At 67.4% G+C, this 14,633-nt stretch carries 14 protein-coding genes; 3 read left to right on the top strand and 11 right to left on the bottom strand.

Annotated features, from left to right (window positions below; genetic code table 11):
• Positions 1-13: 13 nt before the first annotated feature.
• The 4 genes from ACZYVJ_RS16715 to ACZYVJ_RS16730 all read right to left on the bottom strand — a co-directional run bounded on the left by ACZYVJ_RS16715 (position 14) and on the right by ACZYVJ_RS16730 (position 3,932).
• Positions 14-760 carry a succinate dehydrogenase/fumarate reductase iron-sulfur subunit gene (locus ACZYVJ_RS16715; RefSeq protein ID WP_007768969.1) on the bottom strand — a complete coding sequence of 249 codons (747 nt, stop codon included), beginning with the start codon at positions 758-760 and terminating at the stop codon, positions 14-16.
• Positions 757-2,673: a fumarate reductase/succinate dehydrogenase flavoprotein subunit gene (locus ACZYVJ_RS16720; RefSeq protein ID WP_463832043.1), complete on the bottom strand. Its 1,917-nt coding sequence runs from the start codon at positions 2,671-2,673 to the stop codon at positions 757-759. Before ACZYVJ_RS16720 ends, ACZYVJ_RS16715 begins: the two co-directional genes overlap by 4 nt.
• 44 nt (positions 2,674-2,717) lie before the next feature.
• Positions 2,718-3,545 (bottom strand): hypothetical protein, encoded by an 828-nt coding sequence (locus ACZYVJ_RS16725; protein ID WP_463832044.1) that lies wholly within the window; start codon positions 3,543-3,545, stop codon positions 2,718-2,720.
• Between the two features lie 81 nt (positions 3,546-3,626).
• The gene (locus tag ACZYVJ_RS16730) at positions 3,627-3,932 is read right to left on the bottom strand and encodes a hypothetical protein (protein WP_064953694.1); all 306 of its coding nucleotides are present in this window, start codon (positions 3,930-3,932) and stop codon (positions 3,627-3,629) included.
• A 107-nt stretch (positions 3,933-4,039) separates the two neighbouring features.
• Here ACZYVJ_RS16730 and ACZYVJ_RS16735 point away from each other — a divergent pair, with 107 nt between their 5' ends.
• The gene (locus ACZYVJ_RS16735) at positions 4,040-4,801 is read left to right on the top strand and encodes an isocitrate lyase/PEP mutase family protein (protein ID WP_463832045.1); all 762 of its coding nucleotides are present in this window, start codon (positions 4,040-4,042) and stop codon (positions 4,799-4,801) included.
• Positions 4,802-4,869: 68 nt separating this feature from the next.
• Here ACZYVJ_RS16735 and ACZYVJ_RS16740 read toward each other — a convergent pair whose 3' ends face one another.
• Positions 4,870-5,310, bottom strand: a complete 441-nt coding sequence (locus ACZYVJ_RS16740; RefSeq protein WP_463832046.1) for an Hsp20/alpha crystallin family protein — start codon at positions 5,308-5,310, stop codon at positions 4,870-4,872.
• Positions 5,311-5,537: 227 nt separating this feature from the next.
• Here ACZYVJ_RS16740 and nirB point away from each other — a divergent pair, with 227 nt between their 5' ends.
• Both nirB and nirD read left to right on the top strand, forming a co-directional pair.
• Positions 5,538-8,120 (top strand): nitrite reductase large subunit NirB, encoded by a 2,583-nt coding sequence (gene nirB / locus ACZYVJ_RS16745; RefSeq protein ID WP_463832047.1) that lies wholly within the window; start codon positions 5,538-5,540, stop codon positions 8,118-8,120.
• A gap of 10 nt (positions 8,121-8,130) precedes the next feature.
• Complete coding sequence (nirD, locus tag ACZYVJ_RS16750) at positions 8,131-8,499, top strand: nitrite reductase small subunit NirD (protein WP_463832048.1); 369 nt, start codon at positions 8,131-8,133, stop codon at positions 8,497-8,499.
• 15 nt (positions 8,500-8,514) lie between these two features.
• On the opposite strand, the gene ACZYVJ_RS16755 is transcribed toward nirD, so the two are convergent.
• The 6 genes from ACZYVJ_RS16755 to ACZYVJ_RS16780 all read right to left on the bottom strand — a co-directional run bounded on the left by ACZYVJ_RS16755 (position 8,515) and on the right by ACZYVJ_RS16780 (position 14,538).
• Positions 8,515-8,967, bottom strand: a complete 453-nt coding sequence (locus tag ACZYVJ_RS16755; protein ID WP_463832049.1) for a TetR/AcrR family transcriptional regulator — start codon at positions 8,965-8,967, stop codon at positions 8,515-8,517.
• Between the two features lie 78 nt (positions 8,968-9,045).
• Positions 9,046-9,819: a sirohydrochlorin chelatase gene (locus ACZYVJ_RS16760; protein WP_463832050.1), complete on the bottom strand. Its 774-nt coding sequence runs from the start codon at positions 9,817-9,819 to the stop codon at positions 9,046-9,048.
• Positions 9,810-10,961, bottom strand: coding sequence for a uroporphyrinogen-III synthase (locus ACZYVJ_RS16765; protein ID WP_463833027.1), 1,152 nt, complete (start codon positions 10,959-10,961; stop codon positions 9,810-9,812). The genes ACZYVJ_RS16760 and ACZYVJ_RS16765 overlap by 10 nt, the downstream gene beginning before the upstream one ends.
• Positions 10,962-11,050: 89 nt before the next feature.
• A complete protein-coding gene (locus tag ACZYVJ_RS16770) occupies positions 11,051-12,448 on the bottom strand; it encodes an MFS transporter (RefSeq protein ID WP_463833028.1) in 1,398 nt (465 codons plus the stop codon).
• A gap of 466 nt (positions 12,449-12,914) precedes the next feature.
• Positions 12,915-13,826 carry a 5-oxoprolinase/urea amidolyase family protein gene (locus ACZYVJ_RS16775; protein WP_463832051.1) on the bottom strand — a complete coding sequence of 304 codons (912 nt, stop codon included), beginning with the start codon at positions 13,824-13,826 and terminating at the stop codon, positions 12,915-12,917.
• Positions 13,827-13,863: 37 nt separating this feature from the next.
• Positions 13,864-14,538, bottom strand: coding sequence for a 5-oxoprolinase subunit B family protein (locus ACZYVJ_RS16780; RefSeq protein ID WP_463832052.1), 675 nt, complete (start codon positions 14,536-14,538; stop codon positions 13,864-13,866).
• Positions 14,539-14,633 lie beyond the last annotated feature (95 nt).

The following is a 14,633-nucleotide window of genomic DNA, read 5'->3' on the forward strand; positions in this document are numbered from 1 at the left end:
AGCGGCGTCGAGCTCAGCGACGGAACAGCTTGTTGCCGAGCCACACCACCGGGTCGTACTTGCGGTCGGCGACCCGCTCTTTCATCGGGATCAGCGCGTTGTCGGTGATCTTGATGTTTTCCGGGCAGACCTCGGTGCAGCACTTGGTGATGTTGCAGTAGCCCAGGCCGTGCTCGTCCTGAGCGTCGTTGCGCCGGTCGCGGGTGTCCAGCGGGTGCATCTCCAGCTCGGCGATCCGCATCAGGAAGCGGGGGCCAGCGAACGCCTTCTTGTTCTCCTCGTGGTCGCGGACCACGTGGCACACGTTCTGACACAGGAAGCACTCGATGCACTTGCGGAACTCCTGGGAACGCTGCACGTCCTCCTGCGCCATCCGGTACTCACCGGGCTGCAGGTCCTTGGGCGGCGCGAAAGACGGTATTTCGCGGGCCTTTTCGTAGTTGAACGAGACGTCGGTGACCAGGTCGCGGATCACCGGGAACGTCCGCAGCGGCGTGACGGTGACGACCTCGTCCTCGGCGAACGTGGACATCCGGGTCATGCAGAGCAGCCGGGGCTTGCCGTTGATCTCCGCCGAGCAGGAGCCACACTTGCCCGCCTTGCAGTTCCACCGGACCGCCAGGTCGGGCGTCTGGGTCTGCTGCAGGCGATGGATGATGTCGAGGACGACCTCGCCCTCGTTGACCTCAACCGTGAAGTCCTGCAGCCCGCCGTCGGCGTCGTCGCCGCGCCACACCCGCATCGTCGCGTTGTAGGTCATTTGCCACTCCGTCCTGGGTGCCCGGCGAGTTCTTCGTCGGTGTAGTACTTCTCCAGCTCGGCGATGTCGAACAGCTCCAGCAGATCGGGCCGCATCGGCGTCTGATCCTTCTTCGTGATGGTGATGTCGGGAATCACCTCGTCGCCGCCGGCCGCCTCGCAGACCAGCAGCACCTTGCGCCACGACGAGTCCATCGCCGGGTGGTCGTCGCGGGTGTGCCCGCCGCGGCTCTCGGTGCGCTGCAGCGCGGCCTTGGCGACGCACTCGCTGACCAGCAGCATGTTGCGCAGGTCGATGGCCAGGTTCCAGCCCGGGTTATACCGGCGCTGCCCCTCGACGTGGAGATTCTTGAACCGCTCACGCAGCTTGTCCAGCCGCGCCAGGGCCTCGGAGACTTCGTCGGCGTTGCGGATGATGCCGACCAGGTCGTTCATCGACTGCTGCAGCTCCAGCTGCAGGGTGTACGGGTTCTCCGGTGCGCCGCTGGCCGGTGCCTCGAAGGGGGACAGCGCACGCTTCGCCGCCGCGTCGACGGCGCCTTCGCCCACGGTCGGGCGGCTGCTCAGGGCCCGCACGTAGTCGGCCGCGCCCAGGCCGGCCCGGCGGCCGAACACCAGCAGGTCCGACAGCGAGTTGCCGCCGAGCCGGTTCGAGCCGTGCATACCGCCGGAGCATTCGCCTGCGGCGAAGAGCCCGGGGACCGTGGCCGCGCCGGTGTCGGCGTCCACTTCGACGCCGCCCATCACGTAGTGGCAGGTCGGCCCGACTTCCATCGGCTCCTTGGTGATGTCGACCCCGGCCAGCTCCTTGAACTGGTGGTACATCGACGGCAGTCGGCGGTTGATCTCCGCGGGCGTTAGCCGCGACGCGATGTCCAGGAAGACGCCACCGTGTGGGCTGCCCCGGCCGGCCTTGACCTCCGAGTTGATCGCGCGCGCGACCTCGTCGCGCGGCAGCAGGTCCGGGGTGCGGCGGGCCGAGTCGTTGTCCTTGAGCCACTGGTCGGCTTCTTGTTCGGACTCGGCGTACTGGCCCTTGAACACCGACGGGATGTAGTCGAACATGAACCGCTTGTCGTCGGAGTTCTTCAGCACCCCGCCGTCACCGCGGACACCCTCGGTGACCAGGATCCCCTTCACGCTGGGCGGCCACACCATGCCCGTCGGGTGGAACTGGACGAACTCCATGTTGATCAGCGACGCGCCCGCCCGCAGGGCCAGGGCGTGGCCGTCGCCGGTGTACTCCCAGGAGTTCGAGGTGACCTTGAACGACTTGCCGATGCCGCCGGTGGCCAGCACCACTGCGGGCGCCTCGAACAAGATGAAGTTCCCGCTTTCGCGGATGTAGCCGAACGCCCCGGCGATCGCGTCGCCGTCCTTGATCAGCTCGGTGATCGTGGTTTCGGCGAACACCCTGATCCGAGCGTCGTAGTCGCCGAGCTCGGCGTAATCCTCTTGCTGCAGCGAGACGATCTTCTGCTGCATGGTGCGGATCAGCTCCAGCCCGGTGCGGTCACCGACGTGGGCCAGTCGCGGGTAGGTGTGCCCACCGAAGTTGCGCTGGCTGATCTTGCCGTCCTTGAGGCGATCGAACAGCGCGCCATAGGTTTCCAGCTCCCAGACGCGGTCCGGTGCTTCCTTGGCGTGCAGTTCGGCCATGCGCCAGTTGTTCAGGAATTTGCCACCGCGCATGGTGTCGCCGAAGTGGGTCTTCCAGTTGTCCTTCGGGTTGGTGTTACCCATGGACGCCGCGCAGCCACCTTCGGCCATCACCGTGTGGGCCTTGCCGAACAGGGACTTACACACCACCGCGACCCGCAGACCCCGTTCGCGCGCTTCGATAACCGCACGCAGTCCGGCGCCGCCGGCACCGATCACGACCACGTCGTACGTGTGCCGCTCGATTTCAACCATGAAACCCTCGCTAGCTAAATTCTGATTTATTTCGAGATGGCTTGTCAGCCAACAAATCTCAGGTCAGGAATGGTGCCGCTGGCCACCAGCGCGACGTAGAAGTCGGTGAGCATCAGGGTGCCCAGCGTGATCCACGCATACAGCTTGTGCCGCGTGTTGATGACGCTGACCTGCGTCCAGATCCAGTACCGCACAGGGTGCTTGGAGAAGTGCTTGAGCCGCCCGCCGGTCACGTGCCGGCAGGAGTGGCAGGACAGCGTGTAGACCCACAGCATGATGACGTTGCCGAGCAGGATCAGGTTGCCCAGACCGAAGCCGAATCCACCGGGTCCGCTGTCGGAGTGGAACGCGACGATGGCGTCGTAGGTGTTGATCACCGAGATGATGCCGGCGATGTAGAAGAAGTAGCGGTGCGTGTTCTGGATGATCAGCGGAAACTTCGTCTCGCCGGTGTAGTGCACGCGGGGCTCGGCCACCGCGCAGGCGGTGGGCGACTGCCATACCGTGCGGTAATAGGCGCCGCGGTAGTAGTAGCAGGTCAACCGGAACAGTAGTAGGAACGGCAGCGACAGGGCCGCGTACGGCAGCCACCACACGTCCGGCAGGAACTGCGGCCAGATGTCGCCGGCCTCACCGCAACCCTTGCTCACGCAGGGGGAGTAGAACGGCGTCAAGTAGTGGTATTTGGGGACGAAGAAGTAATTCTGTTGGAACGCCCGCGCTGTCGCATAAATAATGAATGCGGCGAAGCCGAGATCGATTCGCAGCGGCGACATCCACCACCGGTCGGTGCGCAGGGTGCGTTGCTGGATACGGGCGCGCGTGGGTGAAAAGACACCGGACGCAGGACGGTTCGCCGTAGGTGCGCTCATTTAGTGTGTTCCTCTTCGAACGGGCTGTAGGTCGAAGGGTACACAGACATTAGCCCCCCTTTTCTGGGGGGCTGATGTTGTTCAGGCCCTGTTGTGACCGCCGACACCCTCGTCGTCGACGTCTCGCCAGAATTCGCTGTCGTACTGGGTGTCTGGAATGACGATCTTCTCGCCGGACTGCTGCACGGTGGCGCCGGCCAGGTCCAATTCGGACACGTCGGTGTCGAGCAGGTCGACGTCGGACATGATGCGGTCGGCGTCGATGACGATGCGCCGCATGGCCGGGCTGTCACCGTATCGGGCCCGCAGGGAGCTCACGCACCGCCGCAGGCCGCCGATCAGGTCGTGCAGTTCGGCGAATTCGGTCGTGCCAGTCGTGCTCGTCAACGGATCTCCTCGGCAGTGTTTCGGATCACAGTACGCCCTCGATACTATCCACGGCGCACGCTAGACGTCAGTCCGCCCGAGCCCGGATACCGAGGGAGCAAACACTTATGACGGGACCCACCACAGCTGCCGAGCGCGCCGCCACGCTGCTGGAATTGCACCGGCCGGGCACCCCGGTCATCCTGCCCACCGTGTGGGATGCGTGGTCGGCGCGGTTGGCGACCGGCGCCGGATTCGCCGCCCTCACCGTGGGCAGTCACCCGATGGCGGACTCGATCGGCAAACCCGACAACGAGGGCATGTCGTTCGACGACGTCCTGACCCGGGTCGCACAGATCACCGCGGCGGTCGACGTCCCGGTGTCGGTGGACATCGAATCCGGCTATGGGCAGCCGGCGGGCCGGCTGATCGAGGGCCTGCTGAGCGTCGGCGCCGTCGGGCTGAACATCGAGGACACCGTGCACTCGGAGGGCAAGCGGTTGCGGTCCGCCGACGAACACGCGGAGTTGGTCGGGGCGCTGCGGTCGGCCGCCGACGCGGCCGGGGTGCATGTCGTCATCAACGCCCGGACCGATCTGTTCCTGCGCCAGGACGGCGAGGCGTCCGATCGCGTCGACCGCGCGGTAGCGCGCTTGAATGAGGCGGCGGCCGCCGGCGCCGATGTGCTGTATCCGGTGGGTCGCCACGATCCCGACACGTTGCGGCGCTTGACCGCCGAATTGAAGCTGCCAGTCAACGCCATCGCGCTGCCCGAGCAGGACGACCCGGCGTCCTTCGGCCCGCTGGGCGTGGCGCGCATCAGCTTCGGGCCGTTCCTGCAGGCCGCGCTGGCGACCCGGGCCAAGGAGCTGCTGGCCCGCTGGGGCTGACGCGCTGAATCCGGCGGAGCCGTTGCGGCTCCGCCGGATTCGCTACTTTCCTCCGAACTGGCCGGAGACTATTTGGTGATCTCGATGCGCTGCGCCTGGTTCCCGGTATAGGCACCGGTGACCCGCACCGTCAGTACGCCGGCGTCGTAGGTCGCCGTGATGGCGTCGCCGGTGACGTGGGCGGGCAGCTGGAACGACCGGCGGAACGATCCGTACCGGATCTCCCGCAGAGTGCGGCCGTCCTTCTCTTCCGAACGCTGATCGCGGTGCTCGCCGTGAATGACCAGGCGCTCGCGGTCGACCTCCACGTTGACGTCCTTGTCGACGTCAACGCCGGGGAGCTCGACACGTACGATCGCGTCGTCGCCGTCCTTGACGATCTCGGCGGCGGGCCTGAAACCGCTGGTCGCCGAGGTGTTCCAGTCCGCCGCGGCGGCGGGGCCGAAAAAGTCGCGCAACCACCGGTCGGTGTCCCAGGCCGGTCGCGACCACAATGCGAGGTTACTCATGGCGCTTTCCTTCCAATTCCTTGAGCTTCATTGTGAGATTCCTGTGACCGGCGCCTGTGCCACCGGCTACTAGGACAAACATGAGTCGACCCCGCTAAAGTTCCACCTCGTCGTTCACCGGCAGCGAACGATCACTCACACCCCTTCCTGTGAGTTGTGAGATCCTCGTCATAGGACCGTCACATTGGGCGAAAAGAACGTAATTTCTGGCCGTTACTCTCAAAGCCATGTCTGCAGACGGGATTTCGCGCGCCAGCTGTGCGCCTCGTCACATCATCGTAGTCGGACATGGCATGGTGGGGCACCGGTTCGTCGAGGCGCTGCGCGCCCGCGACACCGAGGGATTGTGGCGCATCACGGTTTTCGCCGAGGAGACCGACGCGGCCTACGACCGCGTGGGACTCACCTCCTACACCGAAAGCTGGGATCGCAAGCTGCTGGCATTGCCGGGCAACGACTACGAGGGTGACGAGCTTGTCCGGCTGGTGCTGAACCAGCGGGTTACCGAAATAGACCGCGCCGCAAAGGCGGTGGTCACCGCCGACGGCCAGCGGCACGGCTACGACACCTTGGTCCTGGCGACCGGGTCGTACGCCTTCGTGCCGCCGGTGCCGGGCCACGACCTGGCCGCATGCCACGTCTACCGCACGCTGGACGACCTCGACGCCATCCGCGCCGACGCCCAGCGCACGGTCGAAACCTCGCACGCCACAGCGGGTGTCGTGATCGGCGGCGGCCTGCTCGGGCTGGAAGCCGCTAACGCGCTGCGCCAGTTCGGATTGCAGACCCACGTCGTCGAGATGATGCCGCGGCTGATGGCCCAGCAGATCGACGAGGCCGGCGGCGGGTTGCTGGCCCGAATGATCGGCGAGCTCGGCATCTCGGTGCACGTCGGCACGGGCACCGAATCGATCGAGGCCGTTGATCATTCGGACGGCACCGCCTCGGTGCGGGTGAGCCTGAGCGACGGCCAGGTCATCGACGCCGGCCTGGTGATCTTCGCGGCCGGCATCCGGCCGCGCGACGAGCTGGCCACCGCCGCCGGGCTGACGCGCGCCGAGCGCGGCGGGGTGCTCACCGACGTGGCATGCCAGACAAGCGATCCCGACATCTACGCGATCGGTGAGGTCGCCGCGATCGGGGGCCGGTGCTACGGCCTGGTGGGGCCGGGTTACACCTCGGCGGAGGTGGTGGCCGACCGGCTGCTGGACGGCGTCGCGGAGTTCGGCGAGGCCGACCTGTCCACCAAGCTCAAACTGCTCGGCGTCGATGTGGCCAGCTTCGGCGACGCGATGGGGACGACCGAGAACTGCCTCGAGGTCGCCATCAACGATGCGGTCAATCGGACCTACGCCAAGCTCGTGCTCTCCGACGACGCCAAGACGCTGCTCGGCGGCGTGCTGGTCGGCGACGCCTCGTCCTACGGCGTTTTGCGACCCATGGTCGGCAGCGAGCTGCCCGGCGACCCGCTGGTGCTGATCGCGCCGACGCAGTCGGGTGGCGGTGCGGCGTTGGGCGTTGGGGCGCTGCCGGATTCGGCGCAGATCTGCTCGTGCAACAACGTCACCAAGGGCGACCTGAAGTGTGCGATCGCCGACGGTTGCGCGGATGTCCCCGCGCTCAAGGCGTGCACCTCGGCCGGTACCTCGTGTGGGTCGTGCGTCCCGCTGCTCAAGCAGCTGCTGGAAGCCGAGGGCGTGGAACAGTCCAAGGCGCTGTGCGAGCACTTCAGCCAGTCGCGCGCGGAGCTGTTCGAGATCATCTCGGCCACCGAGATCCGGACCTTCTCGGGTCTGCTGGAGCGTTTCGGTCGCGGAAAGGGTTGCGACATCTGCAAACCCGTGGTGGCCTCCATCCTGGCCTCCACCGGGTCGGACCACATCCTCGAAGGCGAGCAGGCTTCGCTGCAGGATTCCAACGACCACTTCCTGGCCAACATCCAGAAGAACGGCAGCTACTCGGTGGTGCCGCGGGTTCCCGGTGGTGACATCAAGCCCGAGCACCTGATCCTGATCGGCCAAATCGCCCAGGACTTCGGGCTTTACACCAAGATCACCGGCGGCCAGCGGATCGACCTGTTCGGCGCCAGGGTGGACCAACTGCCCGAGATCTGGAAGCGCCTGGTCGACGGCGGCATGGAATCCGGCCACGCCTACGGCAAGGCGTTGCGCACGGTGAAGAGCTGCGTGGGTACCGACTGGTGCCGGTACGGGCAGCAGGATTCGGTGCAGCTGGCCATCGATCTGGAACTGCGCTACCGCGGACTGCGGGCGCCGCACAAGATCAAGATGGGCGTCTCGGGTTGCGCGCGCGAGTGCGCCGAAGCCCGGTCCAAGGATGTGGGCGTCATCGCCACCGAAAAGGGCTGGAACCTCTACGTCGGCGGCAACGGCGGTATGACGCCCAAGCACGCGCAGCTGCTGGCCAGCGATCTGGACACCGAAACGCTGGTCCGCTACGTCGACCGGTTCGTCATGTACTACATCCGGACGGCCGACCGGCTGCAACGCACCGCGCCGTGGGTCGACGCGCTCGACGGCGGGCTCGATCACGTGCGCGAGGTGGTGTGCGAGGACTCGCTCGGCCTGGCCGAGGAATTCGAGGCCGCAATGGAGCGGCATGTGCAGAACTACAAGTGCGAATGGAAGGGCGTGCTGGACGACCCGGACAAGCTGTCGCGGTTCGTGTCGTTCGTCAACGCCCCGGACGCCGTCGACTCGACGGTGGCGTTCACCGAGCATGCCGGCCGCAAAATCCCTGTGTCCATTGGCATGCCGCGGGTCCGTACAGCGACAACTCCGGAGGAATGAGGAAGGGATCATGACACTTCTCAACGACATTGCGGTGTGGACCAGCGCGTGCGCTTACGACCACCTCATTCCGGGTCGCGGCGTCGGGGTGCTGCTGGACGACGGTTCCCAGGCGGCGTTGTTCCGGCTCGACGACGGCTCGGTGTACGCGGTGGGCAACGTCGACCCGTTCTCCGGTGCCGCGGTGCTGTCCCGCGGAATCGTGGGTGACCGGGGCGGCCGCGTCACGGTGCAGTCGCCCATCTTGAAGCAGGCGTTCTCGCTCGAAGACGGTTCGTGCCTGGACGATCCGGCCGTTTCGGTGCCGGTGTACCCGGTGCGGATCACCGACGACGGCTACGTTCAGGTCGCGCGCGACTACCAGCCGCGGGCCGCCTGAGCCCGACGGCCGGATTCACCGGGTGATGTCGCCGACCAGGTAGCGCTGCATCGTCGGCCCGATCGCGTCGACGAGTGCGTCCACCGACATGGAGTGCAGCGGCTCGGAGCGGATGCCGTAGCGCATGATGCCCAGGCCCACCAACTGCGAGGCGCACAACGAGGCCCGCAGGGCCACCTTGTCGGCGCCCAGAATTTTCAGCAGCGGGCCGAAGACCGGGCCGATGAACATGCCCTGCACGATTTCGGCGGTCTTCGCCATCCCCGTCGACGCGAGGGCGCTGGCCGCGAACGGGCCGCCGCCCGCGGCGTCCCACGTCGTGATCAGCGTGCGCAAGGTCCGCCGGCCAACCTGGTTGACCCCGCCGGTGACGATCCGGTCGATGAATTCCGGTGTGCCGAAGGGCAACCGCAGCATCTTGGCGACCGGGTCGAGGATCCCAGGCGATGGCTCTTCGCGGCGGGGCATGGTGTCAGGATCACCCGTCTGCGACCAAAGATCAAGGAACGCCGGGCACCGGCGCGCCTCGCCAGCAGGCGTTTTGCGCTAGGGCGCGGACCGCACGGTGCGGACGTGGGCCAGCTGGTGTGGGCTCGACCGGCGCGACGACTGCCTGGCGGTAGCAGCGAGGACCGGCGGCAGGGCCCGCCGAAATCGGTTCGCGATCAGACGTGCCAACCCGGGATGCGTGCCCAGCGGCTCACTGACCAGATCGGCGCCGCTGCCGTGCAGCCGCTGCTGGAACAGGCCGTCGGCCAGTAGATATGAGGCGACGACGACGCGCCCGCCGCTGCGACGTGCCCGGGCCCGGGCACGGTCCACCGCCTCGGGCAGCTGCGGCTCACCGGTGGCCGCGAACGCCAGGCTCACGCGCGATCCGGTCAGTGCCGACACCAGTGTCGCGGTGGTGTGCAGGTCCGCGCGCGCCTTGACGTCCGAGGTCCCCGCGGCCGCCAGGATCACTGAATCACCCGGTCGCCAACCGCATTTCAGCAACTGATCGCCGACCAGCCGGGCGATTTGACCGCTCGGGCCCAGCGCAGGAGTGACGATCACGTTCGGGTGTCCACTGATCTCGACGTGGGCGGGCAGGTCGGCCCGGACGTGATATCCGCGCGACAGGAACGCGGGCACCACGATTGCCGGGCGGTCGGCGGCTTTCGCGCGCATCAGGACCTCGCTGGGGGTGGGACCCACCACGTCCACAAAGGCAACATCCACCGTGCCGCGGACGAGGGTACTCACTTGTGCCGCAAGGTCTTCGATCATCGCCACGCCGCCCGGGCGGCGGGTGCCGTGCGCTACCAAGATCAGTGCCATGCGGAATGTTCCGAATGGTCGATCGCCAGTCGGTAGCCACGCTTGACCACCGTCGCGATGATGTTCTTGTCGCCCAGCGCCGTTCGCAACCGCAGCACGGCGGTATCGACCGCGTGGGGGTCGTTGCTGTTGCCGGGAAGCACTCGTAACAAGTCGTTGCGCGCGACGACATCGCCGGGGCGCTGGGCCAGCGCGCGCAGGGTTGCCATACCCGATCCCGACAACGACTTCACCGAGCCGTCGACCAGCACGCAGGTTCCACGGATCTCGAGGTCGTGCCCCGCCGCGCGGATGGCGCACGACCGCAGCGGCGGGAGTTCCTGGGCGATGTGACGGGCCAACGCTCCCAGTCGCATTCGCTCGGGCGACGACGTAGGGATCCCCGCTCGGATCAACGGCTGCGCGGTGACCGGGCCGACGCACATCGCGTGCACGTCACTGCGAAGCGCTTGCAGCAGTTGATCTTCGATGCCCAGCTCGCGGCTGCGCTCCAGCAGCGCCGCGCCGGCGGGTGCCGAGGTGAAGGTCACCGCGTCGAATTGCCGGCGCGCGACCGAGGCCACGAGTTGGTCGAAGTCTCCGCCGGCCGGCGTTGGCTTCCAGCGGTATACGTGAATGGGGACCACCTGCGCGCCCGCCGCCCGCAATCCGTTGATGAACTCCGGAAACGGGTCCCACCCGTCGGCCGCGCCGTGCAGCTGAACGGCGATCCGCTTACCGGCGACGTCCGATTCGAGAAGGTAGCGCAGGACTTCGCGCGACGATTCGGATTTCGGGGACCACTCCTCGTGCAGCCCGGCGGCGCGCAGCGCGCCGGTCGCCTTCGGCCCGCGGGCCACGATCCGCGACTTGGCAAGCGACGCCAGCAGTTGGGTGGCCAGCCCCCAGCCGTCGGCCGCGGCGACCCAGCCGCGGAAGCCGATGCCGGTGTGCGCCACCAAGATATCGGGTGGTTGTGCGATCACCGCTTCGGTGTGGTGCTGCAACTCGTCGTCCTCGGGCAGCGCGATGATGTTGATGGCCGCGGCGCTGGAAACCTCCGCGCCGTTACGGCGCAGCAACGCGCACAGTTCCTCGGCGCGGTTCGCCGACGTGACGGCGATCCGGTAGCCGGTGAGCGGCGCGGAGTCTGGTGGGGCCAGTGCTGGGGCCATATGAAGTGTGTATGCCTGCGACGTTTCGGTTGCGTTACCGGTCAATTGCTGCGGCATTGCCCGTGTTGCGAGCCCGCTCACACACGGGCGGCCTCGGTTTCCGAAGCCGACCCGGACAGGCCCGAGACCGACGCGGGACGGCGCACGTAGGCCATCCAGGTCATGATCGCCGCCACGATGTAGGAAGCCAGAAACGCCCAGTATGCCGACGTTTCCGTGCCGGTACTCAGGTAGGACTGGCGCAGCGCCAGGTTGATTCCCACGCCGCCGATCGCCCCGACGGCCGAGCAGATGCCGATCAGCGATCCCGACATCGCGCGGGCCCAATGACGGCGTTCGTCCTCGCTCGTGTCGAGTGAGCGGCTGCGCGCCTCGTACACCGAGGGGATCAGCTTGAAGACCGAACCGTTGCCCATGCCGGACAGGATGAACAGCACCATGAAGCCGGTGACGTAGCCGATCATGCTGGCGGTGTGTGTCGCGGCGTGGTGATCGTCGAGGGTGCTGACCGTGACAAGGAGCCCGGCGCCCAGGGTCATGCCTGCCAGCACGCCCAGGGTGACGCGGCTGCCGCCGAGGCGGTCGGCCAGCCGGCCGCCGTAGATGCGCGCCAGCGAACCCAGCAGCGGCCCGATGAAGGCCAGCTGGGCGGCGTGCAGCGCCGCATGTTTGGGGCTTTCCCCGCTTTCGGCGAAGTTGACCTGCATCACCTGGCCGAAGGCGAAGGCGAAGCCGATCCAGGATCCGAAGGTCGCGATGTAAAGCAGCGAGATCACGTGGGTGTCGCGCTCGAACAGGATCTTGCGCATCGTGCTCAGCTGGGTGCCGTGGTTGACGTTGTCCATGCACAGCGCGGCCGCGATGCCCACGACGACCAGGAACACCAGGTACACCGCGCACACCCAGTACGGCGCCTCGTGCCCGGCGGTGGCGAGCACCAGCAGGCCGACCAGCTGGATCACCGCAACCCCCAGGTTGGCGACGCCGGCGTTGACGGCCAGCGCGCCGCCCTTGAGCCGCTGCGGATAGAAGGCGTTGACGTTGGCCAGCGAGGCCGCGTAATTGCCGCCGCCCAGCCCGGTCAGGGCCGCGCACAACACGAACGGCCACAGCGGCAGGCCGGGATTGGCCAGCAACACGATCGTGCCGGCCGTCGGGATCAGCAACACGAAGGCCGAGAACATCGTCCAGTTGCGGCCGCCGAAGGCGGCGATGCCCAGGGTGTAGGGGATCCGGGCGCAACCGCCGACCAGGGTGGCGACCGCGCCCAGCAGCAGCTTGTCGCCGGCGGAGAAGCCGTAGACGGACCCCGGCATGAACAGCGCCATGACGGGCCACAGGGTCCAGATCGAAAACGCCACGTGGTCACCGGCGATGGTGCACAGCAGGTTGCGCCGGGCGACCTTCTTGTTGCCTGCCTCCCAGGCCGCCGTGTCTTCCGGATTCCAGTCCGCGATCCGGTGGCTGCGGCGCAGCCGCCCAGTCTTCGGCGCGACGCTCATGCCCGGCCACTCATCGCGGAAACCGCTTGCGTTTCAACGGCATCGCACCGGTTGACGTGCATACAGCTCCCTCTCGTCAGGCCCCACGAACCGCCGCATCCGGCCGCCGCCGCGCCAGGGGTCACCGCGCTCGCCCGGTATCGGGAAAGCTGTTCGGAGGCTGGCTTTCGACGCTTGGGCGCCCCGAATGAATGGGCGTGCCCCGCCGTACGATCCGATGCTCACATTTACGACGCGAGCGGGTCAACCGGAACGGGCCGATATCGCCTGTTAGTTGTTTACCAGTTATCTGGTAAATCCCTGAGGGGCAATCAATTCGCGAACACGCAGTTCATCCACCCCGAATGAGCGCCGCCATCAAATGATTTCACACATACGCCCGGCCCGTTGTGAGCTGGAATACATTGTGATCGCGGCGCCGACAAAGTGACGAATTACTTTAGGAAAACGGCCAACTCGCGGCGCCGGAGTGTGCGCCCACCAAAGCCCTGGGCCGCGCCCAGTGCAGTCGCACCGTCTGGCCGGGCCGCACCTGGGCGATCTTGTCGACATCCTCGTCGACCACCACGCCGATCACCGGATAGCCGCCGGTGACGGGATGGTCGGGGCCCAGGATCACCGGTAAACCGTTGGGCGGCACCTGGATTGCGCCGCGGGTCGCGCCCTCACTGGGCAGCTGCCGGTCCGGGTAGCAGTGCTGCAGGGGCCGGCCGGTCAACCGCATCCCCACCCGGTCGCTGCGATCGGACGCCACCCAATCGGTGTGCACCAGCGCGTCGGGGTCGACGAACCAGTCGTCGCGCGGCCCGGGCACCGCGAACAGCTCGACCACCCCGCCGGTGATGGCCGCCACCGGCGCCTGGTCCAGTTCGGGGTAGGCATCGGTGTGCTCGCCGATCGGAAGCCGGTCGCCGGCCTGCAGCGGCGACGGGCCGATGCCCGACATCACGTCGTAGCTGCGCGAGCCCAGCACCGGCTCCACGCAGACGCCACCGCGGATCGCCAGGTAGCTGCGCAGGCCCGCACGGGGGACGCCCAACGAGATCACCTCGCCGTCGCGCACATGATGAATGCTGTTGGTACCGAACTTGATTCCGTTGACGGTGGGATCGGCGTCGGCGCCCGTCACCGCGATGTCGACGTCACCACCGGACACCCTGGCCGCGAAACCGCCGAACGTCACCTCCACGGTGGCGCGGTCGTCGGGGTTGGCCACCAACCGATTGGCCAGCCGGTGTGCGCGCCGGTCGGCGGCTCCGGACCGGCTCACCCCCAGATGGGCCAGCCCCGGGCGGCCGAGGTCCTGGACGACGGCGAGCGGTCCGGTGCGGAGGATCTCCAGGATTGCCACGGTTGTCTCCTTAGCTATGGTGGCGACCCGCCACTGGCTAGACGGCCCGGAACCGAACCCACATGCCCTGCATCAACAACGCGGGGTTCGGCCGCTGCAGGTCCCACAGCACCGCGTCGGTGCGGCCGATGAGTTGCCAGCCACCGGGGGACTGACGCGGGTATACGGCGCTGAAGTCGCCGGCGAGGGCCACGGAGCCAGCCGGCACCGAGGTCCTCGGCTCGGCGCGGCGTGGCACCCGCAGCCGCGGGTCGCCGTCGACCAGATACGCGAAACCGGGTGCGAATCCACTGAAACCGACCCGCCACAGCGTGGACGTGTGGGCGTCGATCACCGCCGCGATGGTCAGTCCGGTGTGACCGGCGACCTCGGCCAGATCCGGACCGTCGTAGACGACGTCGATGACGACGTCGGCGCGGCGCTCCGTGGCGGCGCCCGGGGTGGCGGTGACGTCCATCTTGCGCAGCCGCCGGCGGATGACGCCCTGGTAGCGCGGGCCGTCCAGCTTCACCAGCACCGTGCGGGCCGCCGGGACGACGTCGACCACGCCCGGAATCGCCGCGGCGCGCAGCGCGTCCGCCCACGCCAATACCTCAGCGGTACTTCCGCATTGCACCATCAGCGCGCGGTCGCCGTAGTCCACGACGGTGTTGCCGACCAGCTCGGTCGGCAGGTTGTGGGCCAGGTCGCCGCTAAGGTCCGTCACGCTCATTACTCGACGGTAACCCCGGGATCGGGGCATGTGCGAGGGGCGGCGACGGATTTTCGAGCACTGCCAGAGCTGCCTTAGCAAACGCTCAAACAGCC

This window comes from Mycobacterium sp. IDUB_3 (assembly GCF_055419585.1).

Excerpts from the sequence above, each read along its gene's own strand:
- nirB (WP_463832047.1), top strand. The coding sequence starts at position 5,538 with ATGTCTGCAGACGGGATTTCGCGCGCCAGCTGTGCGCCTCGTCACATC.
- nirD (WP_463832048.1), top strand. The coding sequence starts at position 8,131 with ATGACACTTCTCAACGACATTGCGGTGTGGACCAGCGCGTGCGCTTAC.
- ACZYVJ_RS16755 (WP_463832049.1), bottom strand. The coding sequence starts at position 8,967 with ATGCCCCGCCGCGAAGAGCCATCGCCTGGGATCCTCGACCCGGTCGCC.
- ACZYVJ_RS16725 (WP_463832044.1), bottom strand. The coding sequence starts at position 3,545 with ATGAGCGCACCTACGGCGAACCGTCCTGCGTCCGGTGTCTTTTCACCC.
- ACZYVJ_RS16715 (WP_007768969.1), bottom strand. The coding sequence starts at position 760 with ATGACCTACAACGCGACGATGCGGGTGTGGCGCGGCGACGACGCCGAC.
- ACZYVJ_RS16720 (WP_463832043.1), bottom strand. The coding sequence starts at position 2,673 with ATGGTTGAAATCGAGCGGCACACGTACGACGTGGTCGTGATCGGTGCC.
- ACZYVJ_RS16740 (WP_463832046.1), bottom strand. The coding sequence starts at position 5,310 with ATGAGTAACCTCGCATTGTGGTCGCGACCGGCCTGGGACACCGACCGG.
- ACZYVJ_RS16760 (WP_463832050.1), bottom strand. The coding sequence starts at position 9,819 with ATGGCACTGATCTTGGTAGCGCACGGCACCCGCCGCCCGGGCGGCGTG.
- ACZYVJ_RS16780 (WP_463832052.1), bottom strand. The coding sequence starts at position 14,538 with ATGAGCGTGACGGACCTTAGCGGCGACCTGGCCCACAACCTGCCGACC.
- ACZYVJ_RS16735 (WP_463832045.1), top strand. The coding sequence starts at position 4,040 with ATGACGGGACCCACCACAGCTGCCGAGCGCGCCGCCACGCTGCTGGAA.